The organism is Chryseobacterium defluvii, assembly GCF_003634775.1.
GTDB classification, from domain to species: domain Bacteria; phylum Bacteroidota; class Bacteroidia; order Flavobacteriales; family Weeksellaceae; genus Chryseobacterium; species Chryseobacterium defluvii.
In genome coordinates, this window is record NZ_RBXB01000003.1 from 808652 (window position 1) to 822901 (window position 14250).

A 14250-nucleotide genomic window follows, 5' to 3' on the forward strand; every position below is an offset into this window, starting at 1 on the left:
TCAAACTACACTTTATGAGAAAAAAATTTACAGAAAAACAAATCCATATTTTAGACATTGCCGAGGAGCTTATTGCTAAAAAAGGTTATGAAGGAACATCTGTCCGGGATATCTGCTCCAAGGCCAACATCAATGTTGCCATGATTTCTTATTACTTTGGTTCCAAAGAAAAAATGATGTCTTATCTCTACCAATACAGAGTATTGAAAACCAGGGAGAATTTTTCGGAATTTGCGGATACCATTAAAGAAGGGAAACCGGAAATGCAAATGAAAGAGATTATTAAATATATTGTAAGTCAGTTGTTTAAGTATAATTATTTCCACGGATTTGTCACCCAGGAGTTACGCCACACAGAAAACCTGAAAGATGAATTGCTGGATTTTTACCAGCTGTTTGTAAAAAAACTGGATGAAGTAATCAAGAAAGGAGTCGCTTCAGGAGTTTTTACCTTTACTCCGAAACCGGAAGATATTCTTACCACCATTATAGGATCTACCCTTTTTGTGATCCGGAATAAAAACTTCTATGAATTGTATGTTCCCAACAAAAATGAGGAAACCTATGTAAAAGAAGCGGAAAAGAAAGTAAGAATGAACCTCTTACTCAGTGTTTTTGCGATTTTGGGATACGCTGCGGACTAAAATTACGTTAAATAATCATAAAAAGAAATCTATTGGCAAAAAAGTTATATTTTTGCAAATTAGTAGATCGGAAAAATCCGGAAACTGTTGAATTTTTTATGAAAAAATATATTTTAGGTCTCTTAGCGGCAGTTGTGGTTGCTTCATGTGTTAGCCAGCAGGATAAAGCCATGAAAAGTGCGGACAAAAACTACATTTTAAAAGTTGCTAACGAAAACTTTGCTAAAAAGAAATGGAAAAATGCACTGGCTCTTTACGACAGGCTTCCGAACCTTGTAGCAGGAACAGATGATGCTCCGAATGTGGTTTTCAATTCTGCATACGCGAACTATTACGACAAGAACTATAAATTAGCAGGGCACCAGTTCAAAAACTTTGCAGTAAGCTTTCCACAGGACAGCAGAAAAGAAGAAGCAGCTTATATGTCTGCATTGTGTTACTATGAAGGATCTATGGATTATAATCTGGATCAGTCGAGTACAGAACTGGCGATTAACGAGCTACAGGACTTCCTGAATAACTATCCGAATTCCGAAAGATCTAAAAATATCAGCCAGCTTATTGATGAATTATCTTATAAGTTAGAATTCAAAGCCTATGAAAATGCAAGACAGTATTTCAAGATGGGTGACTATAAAGCGGCAAATGTAGCCCTGGATAATGTATTGGAAGATTTTCCGAGTACAAAGCTTCGTCCGAAAATTTATGATTATATCGTAAAATCCCGTTATGAGCTGGCTACAAAATCTGTTTATGACCTTAAAGATGAGCGTATTGAAAGCGCATTGGCTTTTACAAGACAGATCGAAAAAGAAATGCCGAATACCGATGTTGCGAAAACAGCTTTAGACATCAGAGAAAAACTTGAAAAGGAAAAGAAAGATTTTGTTGTCGTTAAAAAACAGACGGAAGCAAGAATCGCAGCTTTAACGGAAAAACAAAAAAAGCTGGAAGCGAAGAACGCTGAAAAGGCAAAAACGGAACAACAAATGAAAGATCAGATTGATGCAGAGAAGAAAGCAATGCAGATCCAGAGGGATAGTGCAGCACTTCAGACACCTCCGCCGGCTGCGACTTTCAAAATTCAAAGATAATTCGTAAATTTGCCATCTTAAAATAAAATAAATTTCTCAAAATGAGCGTAAAAGATACAAAAGCAGAAGTAAATACAATTACTTACGATAGAGATAAGATTGAAGCAAAAGTAGGTTCAATCTATGAGGCTATTGTTATCATGGGAAAGAGAGCAGAGCAGATCAATGCAGAAATCCGTACGGAATTACATAATAAATTGGATGAATTTGCTGTGCATAATTCTACATTGGAAGAAGTTTTCGAAAACAGAGAGCAGATTGAAATCTCCAAGCATTATGAAAAACTTCCGAAACCAACTTCAATTGCTATTGAAGAATGGATGAATGAAGATATCTATTTCAGAAAAACAGAAGACAGAAAATAATTTTTCTGCAGAATAAATAAACGAAGGTCGTAAAGGAATAATTTCTTTATGACCTTTGCTGTTTCTGAACGTGAGAAAAAATAAGTAAATTAGTATTCTAAAATTAAAACTACATGGGTGTTTCCGGGAAAAAAATCCTTATTGCCGTCTCTGGAGGAATTGCTGCATATAAAATACACTTTCTGATCAGGGGTTTTGTGAAGAAAGGAGCCGAGGTTCAGGTCATTATGACTCCTGATGCAGAACATTTCGTTACCAAGCTCAGCTTATCCACATTATCTAAAAAACCCGTCTATACGGATTTTTACAGTGATAATGGCACTTGGAACAGTCATGTGGAAATGGCTTTATGGGCAGATGTGATGATTGTTGCACCTTGTACGGCCAATACATTAGCCAAGATGGTGCACGGAATGTGTGATAATCTGGTTATTGCCACTTATATGTCCGCAAAATGTCCTGTTTTTATTGCTCCGGCAATGGATTTGGATATGTATCAGCATCCGTCTACCAAACAGAACCTGAAATTGGCTGAAGATTACGGGCATTTCATCATTCCGGCGGAAAGCGGGGAATTGGCAAGTGGTTTAATCGGTCAGGGAAGAATGGCGGAACCGGAAACCATTGCTAAAGCAGTAGAAGATTTCTTTAATTCAGGGCATACGAATAAAAGCCTTGAAGGGAAAACCGTTTTAATTACGGCAGGGCCTACCTATGAAGCAATCGATCCGGTACGGTTCATTGGCAATCATTCTTCGGGGAAAATGGGATTCTCATTAGCAGAAGAAGCATCCGGGAGAGGAGCAAAAGTTATTCTGATTTCAGGACCAAGTTCTCAGGTAATCAATGATAAAAATGTAGAACTTCATAGAGTTACTTCTGCAAAAGAAATGCTGGCTAAAGTATTTGAGTTTTATGAAAATGCAGATATCGCCATTGCGAGTGCAGCGGTTGCAGATTATGCCCCAAAGGAAGTAGCCAAAGAAAAAATTAAAAAAAATGATGATAGCTTAACTATCGAATTGATTAAAAATCCGGATATCCTTAAAACAATGGGAGAAAAGAAATCTCATCAGTTTTTAGTAGGATTTGCCTTGGAAACTCAAAATGAAGAAGAAAATGCAAAAGGGAAGCTGGAAAAGAAAAATCTGGATATGATTGTTCTGAATTCTCTTCGCGATGAGGGAGCCGGCTTTAAAAACGATACCAATAAAATAAAAATATTTACCCGAACGGAAAAGAAAGAATTTGCACTGAAATCTAAGGATGATGTGGCGAAGGATATTCTTAACTTTGTTGAAAATCAACTTTTAAAATAATTTTAATAAATTTCCGTTCTCAATTTTTACTAACAGAATGAAAAAGATCATAAGCTTATTTTTACTGCTTTTCTTATATAACATCAGCTTTTCCCAGGAAATCCTGGCCACAGTACAGGTGAATGCCCAGCAATTGGGGGGAAGTAACCAGCAGGCTTACAAAGCGTTGGAAAAAAGTCTTCGGGACTTCATCAATAATACAAGCTGGACCGGGAAAAAGCTTCAGAATTTCGAAAAAGTAAAGTCAAACTTTGCTATCGTCATTTCAGAAAGAGACGGAAATAGATTCAAAGGAAGTATTGTGGTTCAGGCGGTTCGTCCGGTGTACAATACTACGTATGAATCTCCGCTTCTGAACCTTCAGGACACCAAATTCGGATTTGAATATGTTGAGAACGAGAACCTGATCTTCAATGAAAGACAGTTTTCCGGAAAAAACTTAATTGATGTCATCAGTTTTTATGTGTATCTGATCTTAGGATATGATGCAGACAGTTTCCAGTCTATGGCGGGTTCACAATGGTTTGCCAAAGCACAGCAGATTGCTCAGAATGCCCAGAACAGAGGGTATGAAGGATGGGGGCAGATCAATGAGCCAAGAAGCCGTGCCATATTGATCGGGGAAATTGTAAACCCGAACTTAAGTCAGTTGCGCTCCACAATTTATACATACCACAGAGCAGGATTGGATAATTTGTTCAACCAGGATCAGACTGCGGCTAAAAAAATCATTTTTAATACCCTGATGCAGCTGAAAATGTATGAAAACTCTTTCCAGCAGAATTATTTCTTCAATCTTTTCATGGATAATAAAAGTGATGAGATCTTCAATATCTTTAATACGGGAAATAACGGCGGAATTGTGCTCAATGACCTGAAGCAGCTCATGATTATGTTCTCTCCTAAGAATACTGAATCCAAATGGAACAAATGGAAATAGCAAAAGCTTCATTTCCTTCTATTGAATTCTGAATTCTAAAGTTCTATATTTGCAGTACCTAACGTAATCTGCTACTGATTCATGCTTTCGAGAATTTATATTAAAAATTTCGCCCTGATTGATACCTTAGAAGTATCATTACACAACGGTTTACAGGTCATAACCGGTGAAACGGGAGCAGGTAAATCCATTATTTTAGGTGCTTTACGACTTATTTTAGGCGAAAGAGCGGATGTAAAATCCATTTCCAATGCTGAAGAGAAAAGCATTGTAGAAACGGAATTTGCACTCAATAACCAGTTCAAAAAATTCTTTATTGAAAATGACCTGGATTATGAGCATCAGACGATTATCCGCAGAGAAATCCTGCCTTCAGGGAAATCCCGGGCTTTTATCAATGATGTTCCGGTAACGCTGGATGTGTTGAAAGAGCTTTCTTCTCAGCTGATCGATATCCATTCCCAGTTTGAAACTTCCAACCTTTTTACTTCCGAATATCAGTTTAAAATTATTGACGGGCTTTCGGATAACAAAAAAATCATAGAAGACTATCAGTATGAGTTTTCCGAATTTCAAAGCCTGAAAACCCAGCTTAAAAGATTACAAACCCAGCTTTCTGAAAATACCAAGGAAAGTGATTATAAACAATTCTTATTAAATGAGCTGGAAGAATTGAAATTGGATGATGTAGATTATGAGGATTTGCAAAACCAGCTTTCTATTCAGGAGAATGCGGAAATGATTTCCGAGAATCTGGGACAGATTTTATCCAGATTCCATCAGGAAGAAATCGGGATCCTGTCATTTTTTAATGAAGCTAAAAATAAACTTTCAAAAATCTCTGAAGTTTCATCAGCCTTTTCTGAATTGGATGAAAGGATGGAAACTTCTTTCGTAGAATTGAAAGACATTATTTCCGAGCTTGAAAACGAATCGGAGAAAATTGAGATCAATCCGGAAACTTTAGCTTTATTATCTGATCTTAATAATAAAATCAATGCATTATTCCTTAAGCATAACGTTTCAGATATTCATGAACTTAAAGAAATCAGAGATCAGCTAGCCGGAGAACAAAAAGGAGCTTCCGAGCTTGAAACTTTAATAAGCGAAATAGAAGGGAATATTTCTAAAAAACAGAAAAGCCTTCAGAATTTATCTGAAAAACTATCTAAGAACAGGAAGAAAAGTATTCCTGATTTTATTAAAAAAGCAGAAGGGCTTCTTAAAAAGCTGGGTCTTGAAAAAGCCAGGGTAGATATTGAGCTTCAGGATACAACAGAGTTTACTCCATTCGGGAAAGAAAATATTCAGCTTTTATTCCAGGCAAACTCAGGATTTCCTTTAAAGCCGATTCAAACGGCTATTTCAGGAGGAGAAAGATCAAGAGTGATGTTGGCGGTGAAGAAGATTATTGCGGAAAGCGATGAACTTCCGACTCTTATATTAGACGAAATTGATACGGGAGTTTCCGGAAAAGTGGCTGAAGAAATCGGAAACCTGATGCGTGAAATGTCTGGAGACATGCAGCTCATTGTTATTTCTCACCTTGCGCAGGTAGCCGCTAAAGGAAATAATAACTATAAAGTGGTAAAACAGGATATTTCCGGGAAAACACAATCTACTATCATTCCGCTAAGTGAAGAGGAGAAACTCAACGAAATTGCACAGCTTCTTTCCGGAAGCAAAATAACAGAAGCTGCTTTAGCACAGGCTAAAGAATTAATTGGATAAAAATCTGTAACATATTTTACATTACATTTACTAATGTAAAAAAGTAAACTATGTTTTTTAAGTTCCTCAGATTAGAAATAAAAAGTTTTTTTCGTGGTACGTCAGTCGGGGTCAATCTTGCGATGAAGATTCTCAGGTTTATGGGGATTTTTTATTTCATTGCCTGTTTGGTTGGAGGAGCCTTTGCGGCTTTTTTTTACATACGGGAAGAAATACATCAGGATCCTCTGAAAATCGTTTCCAGATACATGATCATTGCATGGGTTCTGGATCTTACTTTTAAATACCTTTGGCAGGAAATGCCAACCCAGAACATCAAGCCTTTTCTGACGCTGAATGTTTCGAAAAAAACATTGGTTAACTACATGCTGATCAAAACATTCTTATCCGCGTTCAGCTGGCTAAACTCCTTCTTTTTGATTACGTTTGCAGGAATCTGTTTATTCAACGGATATGGAGTATCAGGAACTTTTGCCTGGCTCATAGGAGCTTCTTTGCTTTTTTATCTCAACAATTTTATCAACATCCTTTTTAATGATAAGGAAACGATTGCGATTGTAGTAGGAGGTATCTTTACTTTGTTTGGGATTCTGGCCTACTACAACATGATTCCTTTACTGCACTATTCAGAAAAATTCTTTTACAGTTTTTATGAGAGACCTTATTTTGCAGCCCTGTCAATAATACTTTTTTTAGGATTGTGGAGGATCTGTTTCAGGCATGTTTATCAGGAATTTTATCTTGATCAGGGTCTTGAAGCCAAGAAAACAGTTGGTAAAACAGAGAATATTGCTTTCCTGAATAAGTACGGTGTACTCGGAAGCTTTATTAATAATGATATTAAAATGCTCAGACGGAATAAAGTCACCAAAGGGGTTTTATTGGGAAGTTTCTTATTCATCTTTTATGGGTTACTGATCTTTACTTCTCCGATATATAAAACATCCTATATGATGATGTTCATGGGATTGTTTGTTACCGGTGGATTCCAGTTTATGTTCGGACAAAGAGTTCCGTCCTTCGACAGCTCTTATTACCCTTTGATGATGACACTTAATGTACCTTACAAAGAATACCTGAAAGCAAAATGGTGGCTGATGAATATCGTAACAGCGGTATCAATAGTTATTGCTTTATTTTATGCTTATTTCGGATGGGAATTGTATGTTACCTTTTTTGCGGCAGGACTTTACAATATAGGAGTGAATTCACAATTTACATTATGGTCGGGAGCATTTAATAAAACCCAGATCGATCTGAATTCTAAAGAAAAAAGGATAGGGCAGAAAAACAGTTTTAATATGAAAGCCCTTCTGTTATTGATTCCTAAAATGCTGTTACCGATGGCTGTTTTCGGGCTAACGAAATATTTCTTCGGAATGACGGCGGGAGTGGTAAGCATTGCCATTTTAGGCTTAATAGGATTTTTGTTCAGAGAGAAAATCTTTGATATTATTGTAAAACAATATAAAGTAGAGAAATACAGTACTTTAGACGCATTCAAATCTAAAAATTAATATAATGATCACTATAAATAATTTATCCAAAACCTACGGAACAGCAACTGTTCTTAATATTGAGCATCTTGAAATTCCTAACGGAGAAACTTTTGGTTTGGTGGGAAACAACGGAGCCGGAAAAACAACCCTTTTCAGTTTAATGCTTGATCTTATTCAGGCAACTACAGGTTCAGTAAACATAGACGGAATTAAAGTCAGCGAATCGGAAGCCTGGAAAAGCAAAGTTTCTGCTTTTGTAGATGATACGTTCCTGATTGGATATCTTACCCCGGAAGAGTATTTTTACTTTATCGGAGAGCTTCGGGGACAAAATAAAGCAACCGTAGATGAATTTTTAAAACAGTTTCATGATTTGTTCAACGGGGAAATTTTAAACTCCGGGAAATATGTTCGTGACCTTTCCAAAGGAAATCAGAAAAAAGTAGGCATTGTAGGAGCTATTATTGGAAACCCTGAAATCATTATCCTGGATGAGCCGTTTGCCAATCTTGACCCCTCTACACAGATCAAATTAAAAAACCTTATTAAAGAATTATCTAAACAGGATGGAGTAACGTTCTTAATTTCTAGTCATGATTTATCCCATACTACCGAAGTTTGTAATAGAATTGTTGTGGTGAACAAAGGATTGCTTGTAAAAGATATTCAGACAAATCCTGAAACATTGAAAGAACTGGAACAATATTTTGCGGATCAGGTTTCCCGTCCTATTGAAGTTATTTAAGGTAAAAATGAATCATGATGGGTATAGAATCTCAAAATGTCACTGATTATCCTAACAGTAATACCATTTTTATGGTTTGGAAACTTGGAGATGATCCGAAAGTGAAAGACGTTTTCCGGCAATTGTGCGCCTTGGTTTTGAATCTTAATAATTCTGTTTTCAACAGGTTTCCTGACAGCCGGGCCAGTTGTGTAATGGGCATTGGCCATAATGCATGGAAAATATTAGACCTTCCGTCTCCTTTACCTAAAGAATTGACTCATTATGAAGAAATACGAGGAGATAAACATGTTGCAGTATCTACACCGGGAGATTTGCATTTTCATTTACGGGCAGATAATAAAAGCCTGATCTTTGATATGGCGATCGAAATTTCAAAATTATTGACGCCGGTTGCAGAAAGTATTTTGGAAGTTCACGGGTTTAAATATTGGGATGCCCGTTCCATTCTCGGATTTGTGGATGGTACTGAAAATCCTCATGGGGAAGATAGAGATTTTTTCGCTAAAATTGGTGATGAAGATCTACCCTACAAAGGCGGAAGCTATCTTTTCGTGCAAAAATATATTCATAATATGGATGCCTGGAAAAGCCTTTCGACTGAAGAACAGGAAAAGGTCATCGGAAGATCAAAAGAAAATGATATTGAAATGTCTGATGACGTGAAACCTTCCAATTCACATATCGCTTTGGCAAATATTGAAGGGGAAAACGGGGAAGAATTAAAAATCGTAAGAGATAATATGCCTTTCGGAAGCCCATCTACCAATGAATTCGGGACCTATTTTATCGCCTATTCCAATACATTTACCACCACAAAAAAAATGCTGACAAATATGTTTGTGGGAAATCCCGTTGGGAATTATGACAGAATTCTGGATTTCAGCACAGCAGTTACAGGAACCCTTTTCTTTGTTCCGACCAGAAATATGCTGGATGAGTTTTCCGGATAATTTTACATTCGACTTCAAAAACAGAACAGATAAAAAGAGAAAAACCTTGGAATTGGCCAAGGTTTTCTTACATTTAATCTATATTAAAAAATCATTATTTCAAACTTCCAACCATATCTTCAGGTTTTACCCATTCGTCAAACTGTTCGGCAGTTAGTAAGCCAAGATTAATGGCCTCTTCTTTCAGGGTAGTTCCGTTTTTATGAGCTGTTTTGGCAATTTTAGCGGCATTTTCATACCCGATGTGCGTATTCAAAGCAGTCACAAGCATCAAGGATTTATCCACCAGCTCTTTAATCCTCTCATGATTAGGCTCAATACCTACAGCGCAGTGATCGTTGAATGATATACATGCATCTGCAATTAATTGAGCAGATTGTAAGAAATTATAAGCCATCACCGGTTTGAAAACATTCAGCTCATAATTCCCCTGGGTTCCCGCAAAAGAAATAGTAGTATCGTTACCTAAAACCTGCGCACAAACCATCGTTAACGCTTCATTTTGAGTAGGATTTACTTTTCCCGGCATAATAGATGATCCCGGTTCATTTTCAGGAATATAGATTTCCCCAATCCCGGAACGGGGGCCTGAAGCTAATAACCTGATATCCTGTGCAATTTTGAATAGGGAAACAGCCAGTTGCTTAAGAGCTCCGTGAGATTCAACAATAGCATCATGAGCAGCCAATGCTTCAAATTTATTTTCTGCCGTTATAAAAGGATGATTGGTAAACTTCGCAATATATTCAGCTACTTTAACGTCATAACCTTTTGGAGTATTTAATCCTGTTCCTACTGCAGTTCCTCCCAAAGCAAGTTCAGAAAGATGAGGTAAGGTGTTTTTTAATGCTCTCAATCCGAATTCCAGCTGAGCAACATATCCTGAAAATTCCTGACCTAAGGTTAATGGAGTAGCATCCATCAGGTGTGTTCTCCCGATCTTCACGATATCTTTAAAAGCATTAGCTTTTTCTGCTAAAGTGTTCTTTAATTTTTCAACCGCAGGAATTGTTACCTCTACTACTTTTTTGTAGGCAGCGATGTGCATTGCCGTTGGATAGGTATCGTTAGACGATTGGGATTTGTTCACATCATCATTCGGATGAATTTCAGAGGGGTCTCCCAGAGTTCCTCCATTATTTACATGAGCTCTGTTCGAAATCACTTCATTCACATTCATGTTCGATTGAGTTCCGGAGCCTGTTTGCCAGATTACCAGCGGAAACTGATCATTTAATTTTCCTTCCAGGATTTCGTCACAAACTTTGGCAATCATATCTCTCTTTTCAGCAGGAAGAACACCTAAATCTGTATTGGTATAGGCAGCAGCTTTCTTTAAAAAGGCAAAAGCTTCTATAATTTCGTGAGGCATAGAACCTTCAGGTCCGATCTTGAAATTGTTTCTCGAACGTTCCGTTTGAGCACCCCAAAACTTATCTGCAGGTACCTGCACCTCACCCATAGTGTCTTTTTCTATTCTGTAATTCATTGTGATTGAAATTTTTATAAAGTTACTCATAACGTAAAAATCTCACAATTTATAATGATTATAAATATCAATTCAGATGACTGATTTTACTCATGTTTTTTTATGTAAGCTGTATTTTTGCACCAATAAAAAATTGAAATGGAATTTAGATATCAGGATCCGTATCCGATTCAGAAAGATGATACGGTGTACAAGAAGCTTACCTCAGATTATGTAAAAGTTGAAAAACTGGGCGACAGGGAAATTTTAACCGTAGATCCGAAAGGTCTTGAGCTGTTGGCAGAAGAAGCAATGGCAGATGTTTCTTTTATGCTTCGTTCTTCTCACTTAGAGAGTCTTAGAAGAATCATCGATGATCCTGAAGCTACAGACAATGACAGATTCGTTGCGTATAATTTATTACAAAATGCCGCAGTTGCTGCAGAAGGAGCTTTACCTTCTTGTCAGGATACAGGAACAGCTATTGTAATGGGAAAGAAAGGAGAGAATGTATATACCGGAGTTGATGATGGGGAATATTTAAGCAAAGGAATCTATAATACCTATCAAAAAAGAAACTTAAGATATTCTCAGGTGGTTCCTTTAACCATGTTTGATGAGAAGAATTCAGGTTCAAATCTTCCGGCACAGATTGATATTTATGCCAAAAAAGGAGATTATTATGAGTTTTTATTTCTTACAAAAGGAGGAGGCTCAGCTAATAAAACTTTCCTTTACCAAAAGACAAAGTCATTATTGAACGAAAAGTCTCTTGAAGAATTTATCAAAGAAAAAATATCAGATTTAGGAACGGCTGCCTGTCCGCCATACCATTTAGCTCTGGTAATTGGAGGAACCTCTGCTGAAGCCAATCTGGCAGCAGTGAAAAAAGCATCGGCTAAATATTATGACAACCTTCCGACAGAAGGAAATGAAGCAGGACAAGCTTTCAGAGACCTGGAATGGGAAGCAAAAGTTCAGAAAATCTGCCAGGAAAGTGCGATTGGAGCACAGTTTGGAGGTAAATACCTGACTCACGATGTTAGAGTGATCAGACTTCCTCGCCACGCAGCATCTTGTCCTGTCGGAATGGGGGTTTCTTGTTCTGCAGACAGAAATATTAAAGGGAAGATTACCAAAGAAGGTATTTTCCTTGAGCAATTGGAACAGGATCCGAAAAGATTTTTACCGGATACTCCGCCGCATCTGGAAGAAGCAGTTGAAATTGATCTGAACAAGCCTATGCCTGAAATTTTAGCAGAACTTTCAAAATATCCGATCAAAACAAGATTAAAGCTTAATGGAACTTTAATTGTAGCGAGAGATATTGCTCACGCAAAAATTAAAGAAATCATAGACAGCGGAAAACCAATGCCAGAATACTTCAAAAATCATCCGATTTATTATGCGGGACCGGCAAAAACTCCGGAGGGAATGGCTTCAGGAAGCTTCGGGCCTACGACTGCGGGAAGAATGGATGTATATGTAGATGAATTCCAGAGTCATGGCGGAAGCATGATCATGCTGGCAAAAGGAAACAGAAGCAAGGATGTTACGAATGCCTGTAACAAATACGGTGGGTTCTATTTAGGATCTATCGGTGGGCCTGCAGCTATTTTGGCAAAAGACAATATTGTGTCTGTAGATGTGGTAGACTTCCCGGAATTAGGAATGGAAGCGGTGAGAAAAATTGAAGTGAAAGACTTCCCGGCGTTTATCATTACCGACGATAAAGGGAATGATTTCTTTGCAAATTTAGCCCATTAAAAAAGAAAACAAGAATTTGTCTTCAAAACAAGCTACTTTGTATTGCATAGTACGTGATTATTTTGTACTTTTGAACTACAAAGTAGCTTTATTATGAAAAAATTTTTACTGTCCTTACTCCTGAGCGTTATTGTTTTTAATATTTCTTTTGCTCAGCTTGATAAAAAGATTGACGGCATCATTCAGACGGAATTCAACAATTCAAATGATCCCGGTGGTGTATTTTTGGTTTCAAAGAAAGGAAAAACTCTGTATGAAAAGGCATTTGGAAAAGCCAATCTGGAATTGGATGTCAATATGACCCCTCAACATGTTTTTCAAATTGGATCAATGACCAAACAGTTTACCGCAGTTTCAATTCTGATCTTGGAATCACAGGGGAAGTTAACTGTAAATGATCCTATTTCTAAATATATTCCTGATTATCCTTCCGGTAATTCAATTACCATTCATCACCTTTTGACCCATACTTCAGGAATTAAGGATTTTACAAAAATGAAAACAATTTCGGAGATCGCGCAAAAAGAAATGTCGCCTAAAATGATGGTGGATTTCTTTAAAAACGAACCTGTTGATTTCAAGCCCGGGGAGAAATTAGAATATAATAATTCTGGGTATGTATTGCTGGGATATCTTATAGAATTGGTTTCCGGTGAAAAATATGAAGATTTTATCAGAAAAAATATTTTCGAAAAAGCAGGAATGAGGAATTCTTATTATGCCAGTGATAGAAAATTGATCAAAAACAGAGCTTATGGTTATCATAAAAAGAGTGAGGGTTATGTAAACAGGACTATCATCAGCTTCAGTGTGCCTTTTGCCTCCGGTTCATTAATGTCAACGGTAGAGGATATGGTGAAATGGCAAGGTGCTTTGAATCAAAATATATTTTTAAAACCTGAACAGATCAGGAAGGCATTCACAAAATACAAGCTCAATAATGAAGAAGAGTTTACGTACGGTTACGGTTGGCATTTAAAAGAAATCAACGGAGTCTCAACGAGAGAGCATGGAGGAAGTGTTTTCGGATTCAAGTCGATGGCTGTTTATATTCCCGATGAAGATGTATACGTCATTGGGCTGAGTAATTGCGATTGTCATTCGCCGACACAGATTACAAAAGATATTGCCCGGTTGGTTTTGGAGAACACAAAAAAACAGCAATAGTGAACGTTTGAATAGTTTAAAATTAAAATAAATTATAAAATAGGGCTTTGATCTTTTGTGTAGAAAATAAAAAAGTTCTATTTTTGCCTAAAATCTTTAAGAAAAATGATGTTATCAGCATTTTGGCCATTTTATCAGTTCATTTGGACGATATTTTTCTTCACCATGTTCTTAGTAGGGTTCTGGTGTATTTTTATGTTCTTCGGTTTAGTTATTCCTATGTGGTTAACAGAAGGTTTGAAAGAATACTTTGGAAAGGTAAAGTCCTTCGATCCTGAACAGATCAGAAGAAAAAACATTTATGAGCAGGAAGGTGTAGAAGTAATCTACAATGAACCTAAAGGAAATGGTCCTTTCTTACACGATAGTCACGGACATCATCATTAATTGATTGTCATTGCTTTTTCACCTGAATTCTGAAAAAGTAATATCAAAGCAAAACAACATATATAAATCCATTCTGAATAAGAATGGATTTTTTATTGGATAAATTCACAAGTAAAGATGTTTTTATTTAAAGGATACTTCACTTAATTACCTGTTATTCGGTGGCTTTAT

The 14250-nt window shown here is 36.9% G+C and carries 13 protein-coding genes; 12 read left to right on the forward strand and 1 reads right to left on the reverse strand.

Annotated elements, in window-relative coordinates; genetic code table 11:
• Positions 1 to 14 precede the first annotated feature (14 nt).
• From BCF58_RS15615 to BCF58_RS15655, 9 genes are all read left to right on the forward strand, one after another.
• On the forward strand, positions 15 to 644 hold the full coding sequence (locus tag BCF58_RS15615) for a TetR/AcrR family transcriptional regulator (protein WP_121462726.1): 630 nt from the start codon (positions 15 to 17) through the stop codon (positions 642 to 644).
• A 98-nt stretch (positions 645 to 742) separates the two neighbouring features.
• Positions 743 to 1738 (forward strand): outer membrane protein assembly factor BamD, encoded by a 996-nt coding sequence (locus BCF58_RS15620; protein ID WP_121462727.1) that lies wholly within the window; start codon positions 743 to 745, stop codon positions 1736 to 1738.
• 41 nt (positions 1739 to 1779) lie between these two features.
• The gene (locus tag BCF58_RS15625; RefSeq protein ID WP_121462728.1) at positions 1780 to 2103 is read left to right on the forward strand and encodes a DNA-directed RNA polymerase subunit omega; all 324 of its coding nucleotides are present in this window, start codon (positions 1780 to 1782) and stop codon (positions 2101 to 2103) included.
• A 113-nt stretch (positions 2104 to 2216) separates the two neighbouring features.
• On the forward strand, positions 2217 to 3422 hold the full coding sequence (gene coaBC, locus BCF58_RS15630) for a bifunctional phosphopantothenoylcysteine decarboxylase/phosphopantothenate--cysteine ligase CoaBC (RefSeq protein ID WP_121462729.1): 1206 nt from the start codon (positions 2217 to 2219) through the stop codon (positions 3420 to 3422).
• 37 nt (positions 3423 to 3459) lie between these two features.
• A complete protein-coding gene (gene porD, locus BCF58_RS15635; RefSeq protein WP_121462730.1) occupies positions 3460 to 4362 on the forward strand; it encodes a type IX secretion system protein PorD in 903 nt (300 codons plus the stop codon).
• 81 nt (positions 4363 to 4443) lie between these two features.
• On the forward strand, positions 4444 to 6093 hold the full coding sequence (locus tag BCF58_RS15640) for a DNA repair protein RecN (RefSeq protein ID WP_121462731.1): 1650 nt from the start codon (positions 4444 to 4446) through the stop codon (positions 6091 to 6093).
• Positions 6094 to 6143: 50 nt separating this feature from the next.
• On the forward strand, positions 6144 to 7610 hold the full coding sequence (locus tag BCF58_RS15645; RefSeq protein ID WP_121462732.1) for a DUF5687 family protein: 1467 nt from the start codon (positions 6144 to 6146) through the stop codon (positions 7608 to 7610).
• Between the two features lie 4 nt (positions 7611 to 7614).
• Positions 7615 to 8337 carry an ABC transporter ATP-binding protein gene (locus BCF58_RS15650; RefSeq protein ID WP_121462733.1) on the forward strand — a complete coding sequence of 241 codons (723 nt, stop codon included), beginning with the start codon at positions 7615 to 7617 and terminating at the stop codon, positions 8335 to 8337.
• A 17-nt stretch (positions 8338 to 8354) separates the two neighbouring features.
• Positions 8355 to 9290 (forward strand): Dyp-type peroxidase, encoded by a 936-nt coding sequence (locus BCF58_RS15655; protein WP_121462925.1) that lies wholly within the window; start codon positions 8355 to 8357, stop codon positions 9288 to 9290.
• Between the two features lie 94 nt (positions 9291 to 9384).
• Here BCF58_RS15655 and fumC read toward each other — a convergent pair whose 3' ends face one another.
• Entirely contained in the window at positions 9385 to 10779 is a 1395-nt protein-coding gene (gene fumC, locus BCF58_RS15660) for a class II fumarate hydratase (RefSeq protein WP_121462734.1), read from the reverse strand.
• A 138-nt stretch (positions 10780 to 10917) separates the two neighbouring features.
• Here fumC and BCF58_RS15665 point away from each other — a divergent pair, with 138 nt between their 5' ends.
• From BCF58_RS15665 to BCF58_RS15675, 3 genes are all read left to right on the forward strand, one after another.
• Positions 10918 to 12525: a fumarate hydratase gene (locus tag BCF58_RS15665; RefSeq protein WP_121462735.1), complete on the forward strand. Its 1608-nt coding sequence runs from the start codon at positions 10918 to 10920 to the stop codon at positions 12523 to 12525.
• 93 nt (positions 12526 to 12618) lie between these two features.
• Positions 12619 to 13692, forward strand: a complete 1074-nt coding sequence (locus tag BCF58_RS15670; protein WP_170149039.1) for a serine hydrolase domain-containing protein — start codon at positions 12619 to 12621, stop codon at positions 13690 to 13692.
• A 105-nt stretch (positions 13693 to 13797) separates the two neighbouring features.
• A complete protein-coding gene (locus BCF58_RS15675) occupies positions 13798 to 14079 on the forward strand; it encodes a hypothetical protein (protein WP_121462737.1) in 282 nt (93 codons plus the stop codon).
• The last annotated feature ends 171 nt before the right edge of the window (positions 14080 to 14250 follow it).